17 protein-coding genes are annotated in these 20,664 nt (G+C 33.2%); 11 read left to right on the top strand and 6 right to left on the bottom strand.

From position 1 onward, the window contains the following. Window positions 1-14: 14 nt before the first annotated feature. The 5 genes from ACQKCJ_RS12870 to rpe all read left to right on the top strand — a co-directional run bounded on the left by ACQKCJ_RS12870 (window position 15) and on the right by rpe (window position 7,710). Complete coding sequence (locus ACQKCJ_RS12870; protein WP_427402121.1) at window positions 15-2,756, top strand: TonB-dependent receptor; 2,742 nt, start codon at window positions 15-17, stop codon at window positions 2,754-2,756. A gap of 6 nt (window positions 2,757-2,762) precedes the next feature. Beyond that, window positions 2,763-3,986, top strand: coding sequence for a DUF4249 domain-containing protein (locus ACQKCJ_RS12865; protein WP_427402120.1), 1,224 nt, complete (start codon window positions 2,763-2,765; stop codon window positions 3,984-3,986). Continuing rightward, window positions 3,974-5,710, top strand: a complete 1,737-nt coding sequence (locus tag ACQKCJ_RS12860) for a hypothetical protein (RefSeq protein ID WP_271336950.1) — start codon at window positions 3,974-3,976, stop codon at window positions 5,708-5,710. The genes ACQKCJ_RS12865 and ACQKCJ_RS12860 overlap by 13 nt, the downstream gene beginning before the upstream one ends. Window positions 5,711-5,839: 129 nt before the next feature. After that, the gene (locus tag ACQKCJ_RS12855; protein WP_140508168.1) at window positions 5,840-6,703 is read left to right on the top strand and encodes a sigma-70 family RNA polymerase sigma factor; all 864 of its coding nucleotides are present in this window, start codon (window positions 5,840-5,842) and stop codon (window positions 6,701-6,703) included. A gap of 344 nt (window positions 6,704-7,047) precedes the next feature. Further along, window positions 7,048-7,710, top strand: coding sequence for a ribulose-phosphate 3-epimerase (gene rpe / locus ACQKCJ_RS12850; protein WP_271336949.1), 663 nt, complete (start codon window positions 7,048-7,050; stop codon window positions 7,708-7,710). Between the two features lie 73 nt (window positions 7,711-7,783). Here rpe and ACQKCJ_RS12845 read toward each other — a convergent pair whose 3' ends face one another. Beyond that, entirely contained in the window at window positions 7,784-8,623 is an 840-nt protein-coding gene (locus ACQKCJ_RS12845; protein WP_271336948.1) for an AraC family transcriptional regulator, read from the bottom strand. Between the two features lie 88 nt (window positions 8,624-8,711). Between ACQKCJ_RS12845 and ACQKCJ_RS12840 the strand changes: the two genes are divergently transcribed. Next, window positions 8,712-10,247: an MFS transporter gene (locus tag ACQKCJ_RS12840; protein WP_271336947.1), complete on the top strand. Its 1,536-nt coding sequence runs from the start codon at window positions 8,712-8,714 to the stop codon at window positions 10,245-10,247. Between the two features lie 187 nt (window positions 10,248-10,434). Here ACQKCJ_RS12840 and ACQKCJ_RS12835 read toward each other — a convergent pair whose 3' ends face one another. Together ACQKCJ_RS12835 and ACQKCJ_RS12830 are read right to left on the bottom strand one after the other, a co-directional pair. After that, window positions 10,435-11,205 carry a DNA/RNA non-specific endonuclease gene (locus ACQKCJ_RS12835; protein WP_427402119.1) on the bottom strand — a complete coding sequence of 257 codons (771 nt, stop codon included), beginning with the start codon at window positions 11,203-11,205 and terminating at the stop codon, window positions 10,435-10,437. 96 nt (window positions 11,206-11,301) lie between these two features. Continuing rightward, window positions 11,302-13,488: a carboxy terminal-processing peptidase gene (locus tag ACQKCJ_RS12830; RefSeq protein ID WP_271336945.1), complete on the bottom strand. Its 2,187-nt coding sequence runs from the start codon at window positions 13,486-13,488 to the stop codon at window positions 11,302-11,304. A 212-nt stretch (window positions 13,489-13,700) separates the two neighbouring features. Between ACQKCJ_RS12830 and surE the strand changes: the two genes are divergently transcribed. The 5 genes from surE (at window position 13,701) to ACQKCJ_RS12805 (ending at window position 18,509) form a co-directional block, all read left to right on the top strand. Continuing rightward, window positions 13,701-14,480, top strand: a complete 780-nt coding sequence (gene surE / locus ACQKCJ_RS12825) for a 5'/3'-nucleotidase SurE (RefSeq protein ID WP_271336944.1) — start codon at window positions 13,701-13,703, stop codon at window positions 14,478-14,480. Further along, entirely contained in the window at window positions 14,473-14,745 is a 273-nt protein-coding gene (locus ACQKCJ_RS12820; protein WP_271336943.1) for a hypothetical protein, read from the top strand. The genes surE and ACQKCJ_RS12820 overlap by 8 nt, the downstream gene beginning before the upstream one ends. A gap of 67 nt (window positions 14,746-14,812) precedes the next feature. Further along, a complete protein-coding gene (gene lpxB / locus ACQKCJ_RS12815) occupies window positions 14,813-15,931 on the top strand; it encodes a lipid-A-disaccharide synthase (RefSeq protein WP_271336942.1) in 1,119 nt (372 codons plus the stop codon). Window positions 15,932-15,943: 12 nt separating this feature from the next. Then, on the top strand, window positions 15,944-16,429 hold the full coding sequence (locus tag ACQKCJ_RS12810) for a C40 family peptidase (protein ID WP_271336941.1): 486 nt from the start codon (window positions 15,944-15,946) through the stop codon (window positions 16,427-16,429). 58 nt (window positions 16,430-16,487) lie between these two features. Next, window positions 16,488-18,509 (top strand): ComEC/Rec2 family competence protein, encoded by a 2,022-nt coding sequence (locus ACQKCJ_RS12805; RefSeq protein ID WP_427402118.1) that lies wholly within the window; start codon window positions 16,488-16,490, stop codon window positions 18,507-18,509. A 14-nt stretch (window positions 18,510-18,523) separates the two neighbouring features. Here ACQKCJ_RS12805 and ACQKCJ_RS12800 read toward each other — a convergent pair whose 3' ends face one another. The 3 genes from ACQKCJ_RS12800 to ACQKCJ_RS12790 all read right to left on the bottom strand — a co-directional run bounded on the left by ACQKCJ_RS12800 (window position 18,524) and on the right by ACQKCJ_RS12790 (window position 20,413). Then, complete coding sequence (locus tag ACQKCJ_RS12800) at window positions 18,524-18,973, bottom strand: thioredoxin family protein (RefSeq protein ID WP_427402117.1); 450 nt, start codon at window positions 18,971-18,973, stop codon at window positions 18,524-18,526. A gap of 267 nt (window positions 18,974-19,240) precedes the next feature. After that, complete coding sequence (locus ACQKCJ_RS12795; RefSeq protein ID WP_271336938.1) at window positions 19,241-19,687, bottom strand: thioredoxin family protein; 447 nt, start codon at window positions 19,685-19,687, stop codon at window positions 19,241-19,243. Window positions 19,688-19,960: 273 nt separating this feature from the next. Continuing rightward, window positions 19,961-20,413 carry a thioredoxin family protein gene (locus tag ACQKCJ_RS12790; protein ID WP_271336937.1) on the bottom strand — a complete coding sequence of 151 codons (453 nt, stop codon included), beginning with the start codon at window positions 20,411-20,413 and terminating at the stop codon, window positions 19,961-19,963. Between the last annotated feature and the right edge of the window lie 251 nt (window positions 20,414-20,664).

Raw genomic sequence — 20,664 nt, 5'->3', positions numbered from 1 at the left:
TAGAAATTAGCCAAATGAGAATATTTATCATCTTTTTATTATTTTTCGGTTTTAATCCATTGCTCTATTCACAAGATCAAAAAAACAATATCAACCTTAGTTACAGCAACATCAACAGGATAGATGTTTTAAAAAAAATAGAAACTTCTACTGATTACAGGTTCTATTTTCAGGACGATTGGTTTGATACGACGATATTAGTGTCAGGAAATTTTTCGAACAAACCGTTCCAGGATGTTTTGACTAAAGTTTTTGAAGATACTGACCTTAACTTCTTTATGGATAAGAACAGGATCATCTTAACAAAAAACAGCATCATTTATAATACGTTTCAGAATACTAAAACAAAGGATATAAATGTCCCGGTGTTTTTTCAGCAATACGACTCGGTTACCAAAAACAAAGCCGAAAAAACAGCTCCAATCGCATTAATCGGTAAGGAAACGATAGATACTGAGATTGATTTTTATACGCTTTCCGGTCATATAACAGATCTAAAAGATGACAAAAAATTAGGAGATGTAACTGTTAAGGTAAAAAATACGGAAATATCAACGATAACTAATAGTGAAGGATTTTATAGTTTAAAACTTCCGGTAGGTTTGGCTACGATCGAAATTCAGTCGATTTTGTACAATAATACTTCCCGAAAAATAATGATCTATAGTAACGGAACGTTAGATTTTTCTATAATCGAAAAAATAAATCAATTAAAAGAGGTTATTGTAAAAGGAAAGAACAGTCAGAACATCAGAACTGCCATAACAGGCGTTACAACAATTGAAGCCGAGGGCATAAAAACCGTTCCGTTGGTTCTGGGAGAAAGAGATGTACTAAAAATTGCCTTAACCATTCCGGGAATAAAAACGGCTGGAGAAGGTTCTTCAGGATTTAATGTACGAGGCGGAAAAGAAGATCAAAACTTGATGTTGCTGGATAACGGAACCATTTACAATCCTGCTCATCTTTTTGGATTTTTCTCTTCTCTTAATCCCTACACGATAAATAAAGTTGATATTTATAAAGGCGGCATACCATCAGAATTTGGAGGCCGATTGTCTTCTGTTTTTGATATCACTTCTAAAAACGGCAACACTGAAAAATTTTCCGGAGAAGGAGGTATTGGTCCTGTAACGAGTAATCTTACTGCTTCTATTCCTGTTGTAAAAGGAAAAGCGAGTTTGTTAGTGGGCGGAAGAGCCACATACTCTGATTGGATTTTAAAATCATTAGACGATGAGAACCTGAAAAATAGCCAGGCATCATTCTATGATTTATTTGCAAAATACAGTCACAAAATAAATAAAAACAATTCAGTTGAGGCTACGGGTTATTATAGTAAAGACAAATACAGCATAACGCCTGACTCTTTGTACAGGTACAGCAACAGTCTTGTTTCTTTGAAATGGAAACATTCTTTTAACGAGAAAAACAACAGTGAGCTTAATGTGACGAACAGTGAATATAAATTTAGCATTGATTATGAATCAGCGAATCCTGAATCTTTTATTTTTAAATATAAAATAAACGAAACTCAGGCAAGCCTGAAATTCAATAGTGAGTTGAACAGCAAACACAGATTAACTTACGGAATAGCCAGTAAATTATACAAAGTCAATCCGGGAGAAATTAATCCAAACGGAGCATCATCCTTAGTGAATTCTATAAAAATTGACGATGAAAAAGGTCTGGAATCGGCTTTGTTTTTCTCTGACAAATATAAAATCACCGAAAAATTATTGTTAGACATTGGTGCCCGATATTCTTATTATGCAGCTCTTGGCCCTTCTACTCAAAAAATTTATCAAGAGGGCGTTCCCAAAACTCCGTCGACTGTAACAGAAGAAAAAGTTTATGCGAATAATGAAGTCATAAATTCTTCCGGAGGGTTTGAACCCCGAATAGGATTACGTTATATTTTTGATGAAAGCCTGTTCGTTAAAGCCGGTTTTGATAAAAACTATCAATACATTCATCTCCTGACGAACAATACAACCCAATCGCCTACTGACACCTGGAAACTGTCTGACCTGAATGTAAAACCTGAAAGCGGCTTGCAGTATTCTCTGGGGATCTTTAAAAAACTAGACTATAAAGATATTGAGTTGAGCCTGGAGGGTTATTATAAAACATCTAAAAACATATTAGATTATAAGGTGGGTGCAAACATTCTTTTAAATGAAAATTTAGAAACAGAATTATTACAAGGAAATGGTAAGGCGTATGGTATTGAGTTTTTACTAAAAAAATCAACAGGAAGACTTAATGGCTGGATTGGATACACTTATTCCAGAACATTTATAAAACTGGACAGTCAGTTTAATGATGAAAAAGTAAACAATGGTGCTTTCTTTCCAACGAATTTTGATAAACCTCATGATGTGAGTATCGTAATGAATTATAAGATCACTCATCGCTATAGTTTTTCTTCGAATTTTGTTTATCAAACCGGACGTCCAATTACATATCCTATTGGAAAATATACGTATAACGGAGCAGAATACACGATGTATAGTGATCGTAACAGATACAGAATACCGGATTATTACAGATTAGATATTGGATTAAATATTGAGGGGAATCACAAAATAAAAAAACTGGCTCACAGTTTCTGGAATATTTCTGTTTATAATGTATTAGGCCGAAACAATCCGTACTCTATCTTTTTTGTGACTAAAGAAGGCCAGGTAAAAGCCTACCAGACTTCTATTTTCTCGGTGCCGATACCAACTATTACCTATAATTTTAAATTTTAAAAGGTTATGAAAAAAATCTTCCTATATAGATTTCTTGTACTATTAGTTCTTTCTTCGGTATTGGGCTGTACGACACCTTATCAGTATCAGACCAATGGGTTTGAAGATGCTATTGTGATAGAAGCAACAATTACTAATGAATATAAGCATCAGGAAATAAAATTATCCCGAACCTATAAACTTGAAGAAAAAACACCAACCTTCGAGACTAAAGCAACAGTGTTTATAACGGATGATCTTGGCACTAAATATGATTTTCAGGAAACTAAAGATTTGTATGTTTCTTCAGATCAATTTCAGGCAAGTCCGGACAGACAATATCAATTGCATGTTCGCACAAGCAATGGAAGATCTTATGTTTCGACTACAGAAAAATTGCCGCAACAAACCCAGATTAACAGTTTAGAATCTAAAGCGGTAACAAAAAATGGTGAACTTGGTGTCGAAATTACCGTAAACAGTGCAGATCCTACCAATAAATCAAGATATTACAGGTACGAATACGAAGAAACCTATAGGGTTGTTGCCCCTAAATGGTATTATCAAAAAGCTGTTCCGGTTCTTTTTACTCCCGGTACAAAACCAAGAGGAAAAGTCGTTTTTGAAGACAGAACCTCAGAAGCCCGAATTTGTTATTTAAGCCAGAAATCAAATGAATTAATCTTAACAAATACCAACCAGCTGAGCGAGGACAGAGTAATTAATTTTCCTGTGAGATTCATTAGCAGTAAAGATCCTATTATCAGAAGCAGATATAGCATATTAGTCAAACAATATGTTCAGAGTCTTGCTGCTCATACTTTCTTTGAAACATTGAAAGAAATATCAAATAACGGAAGTATTTTATCACAAACCCAGCCCGGTTTCTTTTACGGAAACATTAATCCGGTTGACAACCCCGGAGAAAAAGTAATTGGTTATTTTGAGGTATCTTCTTATTCAGAAAAGAGATTATTTTTCAATTTTATTGATGTTCTTCCCGGGCAGTTTATCCCAAAATATCAGTATGATTGTCCGGCTCCAATTCCTGTAGCAGATAAGGACAGCTATATTTATAAATATTGCTTTGATGAACCGCCTTGCCAAGGAGATGTAATTCTAAACTTATTGGCAAGCGGACTAAGAACATACTTTCCTGACGAAAGCGGAGACTATATATTATATCCTATAGAATGCGGAGACTGCACTTCATTTTCATCAAATATAAAACCATTATTTTGGATAGATTAAAATACATATTACTCGTAGCTCTGGCAATTAGTTTACAGCAAAGTTCGTTTGCTCAAAAAACCAATTCTATTACTGAACTCAATGAGATAGACAAAACGCTAAACGAGTCGCTTTATATCAGCACAAATGCTAATGCGTATCTTACGGGAGAAACTTTATTGTACAAGGTTTTCTGTATCGACAAATCAACAAATCAAGTTTCGAAATACAGCAAGATTGCCTACCTACAACTGATCGACAGCAATAAAAAAACCGTTTTTACTCATAAGTTATTTCTTGAAGACGGCACGGCTAATAGTGATTTTTTTATTCCTACAACGCTCGAAACAGGAAACTATAAACTAATTGGTTATACCAATTGGATGCTAAACAAAAGAGCTGCGGAATATTGCAATATCGATCTCTATATTGTAAATCCCTATAAAGAAAAAGTAACAAACACAATTTCTCAGAAAGAATCAAATCTTTCAGAAAATGCAACTGATGAAAATATATCTTTTGACTTAACAAGCAAAACATATACAAACAGGGATTTAATAGCTTTTAAAATAAAAACAAATTCTGATGATTTTACCAAGGGCAACTATAGCCTTTCAATAAAAAAAGCGGATGGTTTTTTATCTCAAAACAAAACCAACTTCAAAGAATTGCAAATAAGCAATCTCAATAAAAACTCTGATAATGCAATACACAATACCAATTATATTCTACCGGAATTACGTGGTGAAATAATTTCAGGAAAAATATCCTCCGCCAGTTCAGACACTAAAAATAAAAAAGTTGCCCTGTCTATAGTAGGCAAAAATTATGTTTTAAAATTAACCAAAACTGATGCTGAAAGCAGATTCATTTTTAATCTGGGAAAATCCAATACCGGTTCAAATCTCGTTGTTCAAATCATCGAAGACAACAAACAGGATTATACTATTGAAATAGACAAACCAAAAGATCTCGATTTCTCAAGCCTGACATTCCCTACTCTTTCCTTCAATTCAGAATTCAAACAAAACATTTCCGAAAGGTTAATCGCGAGTCAAATAGAGAATGCTTATTACAACATCAAAAAAGACAGCATATTATCTTCAAACGATACGATTCCTTTTTACAGTAATTTATCAAAAGAATACAAACTAGATGATTATACAAGATTTCCAACGGTACAGGAAACTATAACTGAGGTTGTCTACGGTACGTACTATACAAAGAACAAAAACAACTATGCGATTCATGTTTACGACTTCGACCAAAATTACGAATCTGAGCTGCCTCCACTAATCATTGTTGACGGATTAATAATAGAAGACCTGAATGAACTCTTTGCCTATAATCCTAAAAATATTTATAAAATCAATGTTGTAAAAGGAATCTACTATTATGGCTCAAAATCTTTTAATGGTGTGGTTGCGTTTACTACCAAAAACGGAGATTATGAAACAAAACTTAAAGGAAGTTTTATCATAAGACCGGAGCTTTTGAGACCTCAGTCTAAAAAAGAATATTTCAGTCCTGATTATGCCACTCCTAAAAATGCCAGAATTCCTGATTACAGACATCAGTTATTATGGTTGCCAAAAGTAGATTTAAGTGCCGCTGATTCAAAAATAAAGTTTTACGCATCTGATGTTTCAGGTAAATTCGAAATAATTTTAGAAGGATTTTCGTCCACCGGAAAACCCGTTTTCATCAAAGAAATCATCGATATAAAGGGCTCAAGCCTGAATTAGAACTTTAACAATTCTCAAATAAGAGCTTTCTTTTTATTAGAAAAATAAAAAAATAAAAAATATTGTAACCTTTTCGCATCTCTTTACGTATAACTACTTGTACACTTAAAAATTGAGGAGACAAAAAACATGAGACAACTTAAAATCACCAAGCAGGTAACCAATCGTGAAACTGCATCGTTAGACAAATACCTACAAGAAATTGGAAAAGTTGACCTAATTACCGCTGATGAAGAGGTAGAATTAGCACAAAGAATAAAGGCTGGTGATCAAAAAGCTTTAGAAAAATTAACAAAAGCCAACCTGCGTTTCGTTGTATCGGTTGCTAAACAATATCAAAATCAAGGATTAACTCTTCCGGATTTAATTAATGAAGGAAACTTAGGTTTGATCAAAGCTGCTCAGCGTTTTGATGAAACTCGTGGTTTCAAATTCATCTCTTATGCTGTATGGTGGATTCGTCAATCGATCCTTCAGGCTTTGGCTGAACAATCCCGTATTGTTCGTTTACCATTAAACAAAATTGGTTCTATCAATAAAATCAACAAGATGTATGCTTTATTAGAGCAATCTAACGAGCGTCCGCCTTCTGCTGAAGAAATTGCAAAAGAACTTGACATGACTGTAAATGACGTAAAAGAGTCTATGAAAAACTCCGGTCGTCACTTATCAATGGATGCACCTCTTGTTGAAGGTGAAGATTCTAACCTTTATGACGTTTTACGTTCTGGAGAATCTCCAAACCCGGACAGAGAGTTAATTCACGAATCATTACGTACTGAAATCGAGCGCTCATTAGAAACATTAACTCCAAGAGAGGCAGATGTTGTTCGTTTGTATTTTGGTCTTGGCGATCAGCACCCAATGACTTTAGAAGAAATTGGAGAAACTTTCGACCTTACTCGTGAGCGTGTTCGTCAGATTAAAGAAAAAGCAATCCGTAGATTAAAACATACTTCAAGAAGTAAAATTCTTAAAACTTACTTAGGATAAAAAATATTTGTTTCAGGTTTCAGGTTTCAGGCTACTTTGAGTAACTTGAAACTTAAAACTTGGAATTTTTTTAACGCAAACAACAGTTTGATTGACTGTTCGTTTTTTGATTGATGATTGAAACTCCGGCTGATTACCGGAGTTTTTTATTGTGTTTATTTTAACCATTAACATATTAAGCTTCATAAAGTTAAATTATCAATGAATTTAAAATAAGCTAATTAAGCAAACTAAACTTAATTAGCTTAATCTCTTAATGGTTCATAAAAAATGAAATCTAATTTCATTGTAAACAAAAACTAAAGTCTTACTTTTGCAAAAATAACACTACACACAACTACACAATGAAGAATACACTTATTGCTCCTTCTGTTCTTGCAGCTGATTTTGCCAATTTACAACGTGATATCGAAATGATCAATAACAGTCAGGCTGATTGGTTTCATATTGATATTATGGATGGTGTTTTTGTTCCTAATATTTCTTTTGGAATGCCGGTTTTAGAAGCAATTTCAAGACATGCAAAAAAAACAATCGACGTTCATTTGATGATTGTTGATCCGGACAGATATATCAAAACTTTTGCAGATTTAGGTGCAAATAACCTAACTGTTCATTATGAAGCGTGTACTCACCTTCACAGAACTCTTCAGGCAATCAAAGCAGAAGGAATGAAAGCCGGAGTAGCGATTAATCCTCATACTAATATTGATTTGCTGGAAGACGTAATAAACGATATTGACTTAGTTTGCATTATGAGCGTGAATCCAGGTTTTGGAGGACAATCATTTATAGAAAACACTTATGATAAAGTTAAAAAGCTAAAAGCTTTAATTACCCGCAAAAATGCTTCTACAATTATCGAAATTGATGGTGGTGTAACGAGCAAAAATGCCAAACAATTGGTAGAAGCCGGTGCTGATGTATTAGTTGCAGGAAGCTTTGTTTTTAAAGCAGAGAATCCAACTCAGACTATTGCAGAATTAAAAGCTTTGACTGCTTTCTAAGCTCAAAACTGATAAAAATAACAGAAGCCGAAGAGTAATCTTCGGCTTTTTTTGTATCCATTTAGAGCGAAAATTAAGCCAACAGAATCTTAGCTTTTCGATATCCTGTGAGGCTTATATTTCTATGTTTCTTGAAAAATTTATTGAGATGGCTTTCGTCAGAAAAACCAAATTCATCTACAATTTCATTGATCCTCATATCGCTAAAACTTAAGCGGTGCTCTATTAATCTTATTTTATAATTGGAGACAAAAGACTGGATCGTTTCGCCACAATGATTTTTAAAATAACTTCCTAAATAGGAATCTGATATATCAAATTTCTCTGCTATAACGGAGACCTTTATTTTTTGAGGACAGAAAATATTAGCCTGAATATAATTGATGATTTCAAGAATTCTTTTATCAGCACTTTCTTTTATTCCCAGTGGTTTTATTTTTGCAATGTTTCTTGCGGCAATTACAATTAGCGCATTTACATAGTGAATTATTAAATCCTCATCATAAATATCTTTGCTGTTTATAACATGTACTAACGATTCTGATATTGAACTGACAAGAAACTCGTCTTCTTTTCTATTCAAAATACAGCCTGACAAATGCGTTGCATAATGCAACAAACATTCGATATGATCAATACTTTTAGACCTGTACTCTTTTACATATTCGCTATTAAGCTTTACCAACAAAAACTCAGTTGTATTTGTAATATCAAATGTGTGATAGTCATTTGGAGTAAGCAACATCAGATTCCCTGTTTGATAAGAAATACAATTGCCGTTGATATGAAGAAATCCATTTCCTGAAATAACATATACCAATTGAAAGAAACTAAATTGTGAATTTACAATTGGGCATTCATCTACTTTTTTATAAAGCACTTCGACAGATTGATGCATGTTTTCTTTTCTCATCCTGCAAAGATACCTTTTTATAACAAAATAGTACTGAAATAACATCTTATAGCAGTTTATTTTTGCCAAACATAAAACAACATAAGAAATGGAGCAAAAAATTTCCTCAACCAAAAACACAATTGCCTTAATCGCCATTTGCCTGGCTACATTAATGTTTTCTCTCGAAATCTCAAGTGTTCCCGTAATACTCCCAACATTAGAAAAAGTACTAAAAGCGAACCTTAGAGACATGCAATGGATCATGAATATTTATACTATTGGCTGTACTACGGTTCTAATGGCCGCAGGAACTCTTGCTGATCGATATGGCCGAAAACGCATTCTTATAATAACCTTAATTTTATTTGGGATTTCTTCTTTAGCTTGCGGTCTCGCTCAAAATATAACGTTTCTGGTTATTAGCCGTTTTTTTCAGGGAGTAAGCGGCGGGGCAATGTTAATTTGTCAGGTAGCCACTTTATCCCATCAATTTCAGGAAGGAAAGGAACGCAGCAGGGCATTTAGTATCTGGGGAATTATTCTTGGTGTCGGATTAGGGTTCGGACCTATTATTGGCGGATCAATAATAGCATTATTATCGTGGGAATGGGTCTTTCTAATTCATTTTCCCATTGCTATTCTTGCCGTGGCTTTGGTTTACGGTTATGTAGACGAGTCTAAGGATTCTCATGCTAAAAAAATCGACATTTGGGGTATGATTACCTTGTCGGCAGCTATTTTTGGCTTAATTTATTTTATTACACAAGGACCGGATCTAGGTTTCACAAGCCCAATAGCTTTGGGCAGTATAATTGTTGCAGCAATAAGTTTTATCTTATTTATATGGGTCGAAAAAACAAATGAATATCCCATGTTTGATTTTTCTGTATTCAAAATACGTGATTTTTCGGGCGCAATCATGGGTTCTATAGGAATGAATTTCAGCTTCTGGCCCTTTATAATTTATTTGCCTATTTATTTTCAAACCTATTTAGGATATGATGTGGTCTCAGTAGGACTTTCTTTGCTTGCCTACACGCTGCCTACTTTAATCATTCCTCCATTTGCCGAATATTTTTCGGTTCGATATCGTTCAGGAATCGTAATTCCATTTGGCCTTTTTATATTAGGATTAGGGTTTATTTTGATGCGATATGGTATGATTGCAGACAATCCAAGTTGGGTTACAATGCTTCCGGGTTCTTTGATGGCCGGTATTGGACTTGGTTTTACTAATACTCCGGTGACCAATACCACCACAGGTTCAGTTTCGAGTAATCGGGCTGGTATGGCATCCGGTATCGATATGAGCGCAAGAATGATTGCACTATCTATTAACATTGCATTAATGGGCTTTATTCTGGTCGAGGGAATTTATTCTTATCTGAATGCTGCTTTTGCAGGATCTCTTAATAAAACAGCCTTGCACACTATTGCAGAAAAAGTGGCAGCCGGAAACTTTTCGTCCCTGAATCAGGATTTTCCGGAATTGAATATCTTAGACTCTTCCGGATCTGTTTTACATGCAGCTCTTGCCCATGGTTTTGAGATGGTATTATTGTACGGAGGAATTGGTGTCTGGATTTTAGCCTTATTAAGTTATATGCTATTTAACCCGGGAAAAGCACAAAAAAACTTGTAATTTTCCAATTCTGATGACTGTTCCAATAGCTACTATTATAGACAAAAATATTATAAACACCAATTGTAAGAACTTGCACAAAGTTTAATTACGCTAACTTAGTTTGTGACATTATTTTACCAACTAATTCGTGTTTATTTTGCGCTAAATATCTTTAGTAATGAGTTCTTATGAAAGCAGCGCTATCCTAAAAATCCTTACTGTTTTTTAAATTGGGAAAGAAATCAATTCCTGTCATTTTTTCTAAAGTCTCAATTGGAACTACAAAATCATAAAGCGATTTCTTGCTGTCCTCATTTGGAATCAAAAAAGCAATCGCTTTATGCTCTTTTCCCGTTTTAGCGAGGACAATTTTATAAAAATATTTAGGAACAGCTACTTTTTCTGTTCCTATTTTTTTATCTGAATCTTTCAGAATCCCTCCTGTTACTACATAAATATCATTGTATTTATCTGCCCAATAGCGTGTTTTTTGCTCCAGTCTATTCCAGATTCCGCTATTAAAATCATGATCCTGAGGTGAAATATTTGAAGTATAAAAGGTATCATTATAAGCATTCTGATCAAATTCCATGTCGCCGGCAGGACAAAGATGTCCTTTATCATAGCCTGAATTTTTGTAATTTCTCCAATCTGCAGAACGTGTTGTTACCTTTGGATCTTCAATAAAATAAGGACGTTTGTAATTTGAATTTTTCAGGTATTCTTTCTTTAATTCATAAGCAACCCATTCAGCCTGCTCAAACTTTTCATTATAAGAAAGTGTATAATATTGATGTTTTACAATTTGTCTGGTTGTAGAACTTGGCAGATAGGCAAATGTATACAGTGAGTCTGTACTATTTTGACCGGAAACAAAACCAGATTCCTTTTCCTGAATCATAACATTATCACTCATTTCTTTTTTGCATGACAATAATGCAAAGACCATCAAACCTAAAACAATACAATTCCTCATTTATCCGTATTTAATTTTGAGTTAAACTTACAAAAAAAACGCTCCAAAAAGCAGTACTTTTTGAAGCGTTTTCTAACAAATTAATCCTTTAAAGAATTAAGATTTTACTAATTTATCCTTTTTCATTTTAGGAGAAACAGATCCTTTTGCGACACCACCTTTAGATTGCAAATCATCTAAAACATTCAATGCCTCTTCTACATAAATATCTTTAGACAATGACTGATGCCATGCATCTCTTTTTTCTTTTAAGCTCGCATCACTTTTCATTTCAAGTTCTTCGTATGGCAAAGATTTAAAAACCAGATCATTTTTATAATCTGAAATTGGTTTGTATTTTTTACCTTCTTTTTCAACTTGCTCCTGAGTTGCTTTAAAGCTATTGATATTTAAGCTGTAAGTGTTCTCTTTGTTTTTAACATCGATCCATTTTGCATTGTCTTCAATTAATTTGAATTGTGCATTTTGAGCGATTCTATTCTTACTATTGCCAATTGCTTTAGCAAAATTCTCATTCGATTTCCACGTAGTATAATCCGCTGGATCAATCTTATCCCATGGCATAGCATTTTCATTATCACGCTCTCCCATTTTTAGGTAAGCATAACGATCCGGCATAACAACATCACTATGAACACCCTCTAATTGAGTTGAACCTCCGTTGATTCTGTAAAACTTTTGTCCTGTAATTTTCAATGCTCCCAAATCACCATAATTGGCATTACGAACGAATTGATTTAAATCCAGAACATTTTGCACAGTTCCTTTTCCGTAAGTTTGTTTACTACCAATGATCACACCTCTTTTGTAATCCTGAATTGCAGCAGCCAAAATCTCTGATGCCGAAGCTGAGAAGCTGTTTACCATAATTACTAATGGTCCGTCCCACTCGATTTTTTTATCTTTATCGTATAAAACTTCTTTCTTTTTACCTGCTGATTTTACCTGAACAATTGGTCCGTCTTCAATAAATAAACCTGCAATATCAACCACTGTAGATAAAGATCCACCTCCGTCATCACGAACGTCAAGTACAATACCGCTGATATCTTCTTTTTTCAATCTCTCAACTTCAAGAGCGATATCTTTTCCTGCATCACGACCGTCTTTATTTTCAAAATCGATATAAAATTTAGGTAAATAAATCACACCATATTTCAATCCGTTTCTTTCTACAATACTAGATTTAGCATAGGTTTCTTCAATTTCGACAATATCTCTGACAATCGAAATTACTTTGATAGTTCCGTCTACTTTTTTAACTGTTAGTTTTACTTCTGTTCCTTTGTGACCTTTAATTTTTTTCACAACATCATCCAGACGCATCCCTACAACATCTACAGGCTCTTCGTTTCCTTGTGCTACTTTCAAGATTAAATCTCCTGCTTCCAGTTGTTTTCCTTTCCAGGCTGGTCCGCCGGAAATTAACTCATCTATTTGAGTGAAATCATTTTTCTTGGTTAATCTTGCTCCGATACCTTCTAGTTTTCCACTGATATTTACATCAAAACGATCTTTTTCTTCCGGAGCAAAATAACTTGTATGCGGATCAAAACGACTCATAATTGAGTTTACATATACAGAAAACCAATCTTCTTTATTAAGATCTTTAATAAGGCTAAAGTTATCATCTAATGATTTTAAAGAACTATCACGAGTTTCTTTTTCCAGAGTCTCGAAAGATTTTTCCTTATAATTAGGATCTGCTTTCTTTTTATCTTCTTCTAGTTTTTGCTTCGTTACAAGTGAAGAAAGTGTCGACAATTTAATTTGTTTTCTCCATCTTTCATTAATCTCTGTCGCATTTTTTGCATAAGGCAGCTTATCATAATCAGCATTGAAAGTTTCATCAACATCATAATTAAATGGCTGAGCTAAAATCGTTTTATAACGTTTTTTGCTTTCTTCCATACGTTTCATCAATCTTGTGTAAGTAAGATTGAAAAACGTTAAATCCTTATTCAAAAACTGATCATCTAATTGCAGCTCATATTGCTTAAACTCATCAATATCAGACTGTAAGAAGAATCTTTTTGAAGGATCCAGTGCATTTACGTAATCTTTAAAAATTCCTTTAGAAAATTCATCATTTATTTCCGCAGGACTATAATGTCCTTTTTCAATAACAAATGCAAGTAATTCTAAAAGTGTTTTATCTCTGTTCGGGTCCGGATCAACTGACTTATCTGCATTAATTTTAAAAGCAAATAAGGTTAAAGACAAGCATAATACGGCTATAAGTATTTTATAATTTCTTTTCATAAACTTAATAATAGCATTCATCAAATTTTTTAATCTAAGTTAACTGTAAAAATTATGTCAACTTGCCAAGTTCACTATAATTTTTTGTTAAAGATATAAAAATGTTTGACGCTCAAAAGTCTTCTTGAATTTAGTTTACAATTTTTACTTATTTGTTAGTATTCTACTAAAATCTGTTACTACATTTGTTTTTATAAGTCTTAATTTTGACAAATCAGAATAAATATCACAGCATGAAAAATGAAAAACCCCTAATATTAGTAACCAATGATGATGGTATCTTAGCACCCGGAATCAGGGCTCTGATAAGTGTTATGGAAACTATTGGAGAGGTAGTTGTAGTAGCTCCGGACAAACCTCAAAGCGCAATGGGTCATGCAATTACCATAAACAACACTTTATTTCTTGACAAAATTTCGAAAGAAGAAGATCCTATAACCGAATACAGCTGCTCAGGAACTCCTGTTGATTGTGTAAAACTGGCAGTAAATGAAATCCTAAAAAGAAAACCTGATCTATGTGTCTCAGGTATTAATCACGGTACAAATTCTTCTATAAATGTAATTTATTCCGGAACCATGAGTGCTGCTGTCGAGGCAGGAATAGAAGGAATTCAGGCCATTGGATTCTCCCTTTTAGACTTTGACTGGAATGCTGATTTTGAACAAATAAAATCATTCGTAAAAAAAATCACTTTGGAAACGCTTAAAAACAAGCTTCCTCCGGGTGTTGTTCTGAACGTTAATTTCCCGAAACTAAAAGAAGAAGAGATTAAGGGAATCAAAATTTGCCGTCAGGCGAAAGCGTACTATGCACAGAAATTCGACAAGCGCCAAACACCTCACGGTAAAGATTATTACTGGCTTACAGGCAAATTTACTAACGAAGACCAAGGTGAAGATACTGATGAATGGGCTTTAGAAAATGGTTATATTTCTGTAGTTCCGGTGCAATTTGACCTAACGGCACATCATTCTATGCAACTCCTTAATACATGGAACTTAAATGAGTAAGAAAGACATCCTTATTGGTTTTATCATCGGGATTTTTACTGCATTATTAGGCAGTTATTTATTTGTTGCTTTTTTTACAAAGTTTGACATCTCTACAGGAATTCAAACCATAAAACAGCAAGGATACATGGGAAAAGTAATCACTATAGGAACAGTATTGGATCTTGCGGTTTTTGGAATTCTGTTAAAAAGAAATGAGGAACTCATGGCAAGAGGTGTTGTTCTTGCAGTGATTGTTCTTGCAATTTCTACTTTATTTATTTAAATCTTATCTTTGCTATGCAAAAAAATGTTGTGTTTGATTATTGGAGCACACTTTCAAGAAAATTTATATGAAATATTACATAATAGCTGGCGAAGCTTCCGGAGATCTGCATGGTTCTAATTTAATGAAAGCTTTATATGAGGAAGATCCTCAGGCTGATATTAGATTTTGGGGAGGTGATTTAATGCAAAAAGCCGGAGGAACTTTAGTAAAACACTATCGTGAATTGGCATTTATGGGTTTTATTGAAGTGATTTTTAATCTGAAAACCATTTTAAACAATATCAAAATTTGCAAAAAAGACATTCTGGAATTTCAACCTGATGTTTTGATTTTTATTGATTATCCGGGATTCAATATGCGTATTGCAAAATGGGCCAAGGAATTAAATTATAAAACTCATTATTATATTTCACCTCAAATTTGGGCCTGGAAGGAAAACCGAATTAAAGCGATCAAACATGACGTTGATAAAATGTTTGTGATTTTACCTTTCGAAAAAAGCTTCTATGAGGACAAACATCATTTTCCTGTAGAATTCGTTGGGCATCCATTAATTGATGCTATTCAGAATCAGCCGCCTTTTGATGAAGCTACTTTTAGAAAAGAAAACCAGTTAGGCGAAAAACCTATTATTGCGGTTTTGCCCGGAAGCCGAAAACAGGAAATTACCAAAATGCTGAGTGTCATGCTAAGTGTTGTCGATGATTTTCAGGATTATGAATTTGTAATCGCAGGAGCTCCTAGTCAGGATTTTGAGTTTTACCAACAATTTATCAGCAATAAAAACATTAAGTTCATTTCGAATAAAACCTATGATTTATTGCGTTCTTCGACTGCGGCTTTGGTAACTTCAGGAACTGCAACTCTTGAAACGGCTCTTTTTAAAGTTCCGGAAGTAGTTTGTTATAAAGGAAGTACTATTTCTTATCAAATTGCAAAACGTATTATTACTCTAAAATACATCTCTCTGGTGAATTTAATCATGGACGAGGAGGTTGTAACTGAATTGATTCAGAGCGATTGCAATACAAAACGAATCAAAGAAGAATTACAAAAATTACTGGAACCGAATTATCGCGAAAAACTGCTTAAGAATTATGATATCCTTGAGCAAAAATTAGGCGGAGTTGGTGCAAGCAAAAAAACGGCGAAACTTATTGTTGCTGATTTAAAACAAGTTTAAAGATTTTTTGGTTTGAAAAAAATATACATCTTACTCCTTTTATCAGTGCTTTTTGCTTCTTGTAAATCGACTTCGACTGCTGTGAGCAAAAAAGAGTCGAAAAAAGAGAACAAATACGTGGTAAACAATTTGATCAGCAAAGCCACAGATAATATTGGTGTTCGCTATAAAGCTGGCGGAACAACAAGAAATGGCTATGATTGTTCCGGTTTAGTATATACTACATTTGAGTCTGAAAATATTAAATTGCCAAGACCTTCTTATGAACAGGCAAAGGTTGGAAAAATAATCAAATTCAGCGATGCTCAAAAAGGTGATTTGATCTTTTTTAAAACCAACAGAAGTAAACAAATCAATCATGTTGGCCTTATTGTCGAAGTCAATTCTACCGAAATAAAATTTGTGCATTCTTCTACTTCAAAAGGAGTCATTATTTCGTCTACTAAAGAAGCCTATTATCAAAATTCATATGTACAGATTAACAGGGTTATCGAATAGATTGCCTTAAAAATAAAATACAATTCTTTTCTTACAAAATATTTAATACTTTTAGCAAATGAAAGTATTAGATTTTCCTTTAACAAAAATTACAATTTGGTTTCTTATCGGTATTTTATTTTGTTACTACTGTCAACCGTCAATATATGTTGTCCTTCCAGTATTTAGTATTGGTTTAATTATTTTTTTACTTTCTTATTTTACGATTAAAAGAAATAAAAACCTGAATATCCTTTTTGGTTCAAGCACTTATTTCATTTCTTTCTTCGTGGGTATTTTAACTTTATTACTGCACACTAATTCCCTTCAGAAATCCAATTACATTCATTGCAAAAAAGCCTTCGAAACGCCACAATTTATAACCTTTACATTACGGGAAAAACTCAAAAGCAACTCCTATAGCGACCGCTTTACTGTAGTAATAAACACGATTAACAATCAGGCTTATTCCGGCAAAATAATTGTCAACATACAAAAAGACAGCCTTAAAAACCCAATTATAGGAAGCGTCATAAAAGTAAAAACTACATTACAGCAAAACACTTCAAACAAAAATCCAAACCAATTTGACTACAGTAAATATCTGGCCAACAAGCAAATTTATGCTCAGGTTTATATTAACAAAGCTGAAATTACAATTAATAAAAAACTCAAAAAAGATATTTGGTACTACTCCGGCAAACTTCATTCCCGAATAGTCCGCAATCTTGAAAAGGCCAAATTCAACAAAGAAGAAATGAATGTAGCATTGGCTCTTATCCTGGGACAGCAACAAGAAATTGCGTCAGATATTATTCAGGATTACCAATATTCAGGAGCGACTCACATACTTTCGGTTTCAGGATTGCATGTGGGATTTATCATGATTTTTATCAATTTTATTTTAAAACCAATTCCAAATACACGAAAAGGCTCCCTAATAAAACTGCTTTCTATTTTATTATCTCTCACAACTTTTGCTGTAATTTCAGGATTATCTCCGTCTGTTTTACGTTCTGTCGTAATGTTTTCGTTTCTGGCAATAGGCAACCATTTGCGACGAAGCGGAAGTATTTATCATACCTTATTAGTTTCTATGTTGCTAATATTACTTTTTGAACCTTATTTTTTATTTGATGTTGGTTTTCAGCTGAGTTATCTTGCGTTATTTTTTATTGTCTGGCTGCAGCCTGTATTAAAAAAAATATGGACTCCTAAAAACAAAATCCAAATAACGATCTGGAATGCACTTACCGTTTCATTTGCTGCTCAGATAGGCACTCTGCCGTTATGCTTGTACTATTTTCATCAATTTCCGGGCTTATTTTTTGTTACCAATATTATTATAATTCCACTTTTATCCTTTATAATGATTGCGGGAATCATCGTAATGCTTATTGCCATTTACTGTTCTCCGCCAATATTATTAATTGAAATTTTCGAAAAAAGCATTTATCTTTTAAACAAAACAATTCACATTGTAGCATCGTTTGAATGGTTTGTTATACGAGATATTAGTTTTAATTCTTATTATCTGCTGACTCTTTATTTAGTGATTATCTCAGCTGTAATCTGGAGTAAAAAACCAACGTACAGCAAATTAGTATTCTTACTAATCACAATAGTTTCGTTACAGGCTTCTTTGATCTGCACAAAAAAAGAAATCGAAAACGGAAATGAATTAATTGTATACAACACAAAGAAAAACACACTGATTTCAAAACGAAAAGGCAAAGAAATCACTGTCTTTACAAAAGACACTTTTTCTAAAAATAACGCTTTGAATTCTTATTTAGTTGGAAATTTCAGTAAAATAAAATCCACTAAAAGAATTAAAAACACTTTATTCTACAACGGAAAAAAGATTTTTGTAATCGATAGTTCAGGAACTTACGAAAGTAAAATTCAACCTGATATTTTGATACTAACCCAATCACCGAAAATAAACTTAGAACGCATTTTAGAAGATTTACATCCCAAAATTATAATTGCCGATGCTTCAAATTCATATGCTATCCAGAAAATATGGAAAACGACCTGCCTGAAAAATAACACCCCTTTTCACGCTACAAATGAAAAGGGATTTTATAAATTAAACTAAATTGAAATTTGCTTTTATTCGCCAAGCAATATTATTTTAGCGTCAGAGATCCATTGTTTTACTCCTCCAACTTTATAACTGAGCAGTCCCAGTTTGTCGATTCTTGGCCTGTTTTTTCTAATAAATGCTGCAGCAAGACACACTTGCGGCAACTCTTCGATACCCAAAGCTTCTTTTAATCTAATATTTTGTTCTTTCTCTTCATCAGATATTGAAGAATCTGACAAATCGAGCCTCAATAAAACAACATTTTTACCTGACCAGTCCAGAAAATCTGATGTTTCGAAAACTTCGCTTTGTATGCTTTTAGAAATACCATTTGCAGTAAAAAAAATCAACAAGGGCTTTCTTTGCTCATCGCTCATTTTGATTGCATCATTCATATTTGTTTTCCAAACCAAATTTTGCGAATGAACTAAAAATGAACCTAAAAAAAATAGCAGGACAAGTAATTTTTTAATCATATGAGGCTTTTTTAAATTACATTTATTTAGCCAATTTAACACAAATGACACTAAAAATTAATATTTATTAATTAAAAATGCTAAAAAAGACACACAAATACAGATTAAACAATAAATCCATAGGTTTTTAATTGTTTAATAAAAAATCAAGCTTTATTTTATAAAGTTCTGACTAACAATCAAAAAAAGAGATTAAAATAAAAAATCCCTTTTTGCTTAAACTACAAAAAGGGGTCTTTTAGATTAAAGGAGTTTAACTTAAATTATTTATGGATTCAGGATCGAATTTGCATCTGCTATCCACACTTTTGCCCCTCCTTGTCTATAAGGAATCAAACCCATATTATTAAAAGTTGTCTTTCCCTTTCTGACAGAAGCCAATAAAAGGCATACCTGTGGCAATTCGTCAATACCCAAAGCATTTTTTAATTTCACATTTTGTTCTTTTACAACATCAGATGCTGCAGCATCAGATAAATCCAGTTTGACTAAAATAACATTGTCGCGTGACCAGACTGCAAAATCCGGTGTTGCAAAAATTTCGCTCTGGATTCTTGTCGAAATACCGGTAGCAGTAAAAAAAATCAATAATGGTCGTTTTTGTGTATCACTTGCCACGATAGCATCATTCATATCTGTTTTCCAAACTAAGTTTTGTGAATGCAGAAAAAATGAGCCTAAAAATAAGAGTAGAATAAGTAGTTTTTGGGTCATATTAAATTGGTTTTAAGTAGGTTTACGCGACTAAATTAACATAATATCCTCACCAAACAAGCTATATTCAAACACAAAATACATAAAAAACAACAAAAACAGCAATACAATAATAAAACACTAATTTTTTAAGAAAACTAAAAAATAATCCGTTTTAAATAGCTAAACTCCTAATTAACTTGCTGAAACAGACCTATAAAAAAATATCCCTTTCCGTTTAAAAAACGAAAAGGGAATCTACAAATTAAACTAAGAAACTTAATTTAAATTTTATTATTCACTTGGGTGCAAAATTGCATTTGATTCTGCTATCCAAGCTTTTGCGCCGCCTGGTTTGTAAGCAATTTTTCCTAATGCACTAAATGTTGTTTTACTTTTTCGAATCGAAGCACTTGCAAAACAAACTTCCGGCAGGTCCTGAACACCAAAAGCATTTTTTAATTTGATATTCTGATCTTTATCACTTTGATCTGCGTTAGGATCTGATAAATCCAGTTTAACAAGGACTACATTATCACGGGACCATACGGCAAAATCCGGGGTTTTAAAGATTTCGTTTTGAAGATTTTCGGGTACACCTGAGGCAGTGAATAAAATTAACATTGGTCTTCTTAATTCATTACTTATTGCAATAGCATCAGTCATGTTTGTTCTCCAAACTAAGTTTTGCGAATGCAGAAAGAATGAACCTAAAAAAAATAGTAGGATAAGTAATTTTTTAGTCATAATATAATTGGTCTTGGTTAGTATAGCATGACGAAATTAACATATTATTTTAATTTTCCAATTTTTATTAATACAAAAAATATATTATATGTTTTTTTTAATACAATAAAATATTAAAATCCTAAAACAGCACAAAACATTGAATAACTTTTCTTACTAATCGGATAGGAGCCTAGGGATTAATTCCCTAGGCGACCTTCCACACCACCCGGCATACGGATCCGTACCAAGGCGGTTCTTAATTTACGATA

The organism is Flavobacterium sp. NPDC079362, from assembly GCF_050267765.1.
Taxonomy (GTDB): domain Bacteria; phylum Bacteroidota; class Bacteroidia; order Flavobacteriales; family Flavobacteriaceae; genus Flavobacterium; species Flavobacterium azizsancarii.
The sequence above is the reverse complement of the archived record's forward strand: the minus strand, read 5'-3'. Positions and strand labels throughout refer to the sequence as shown.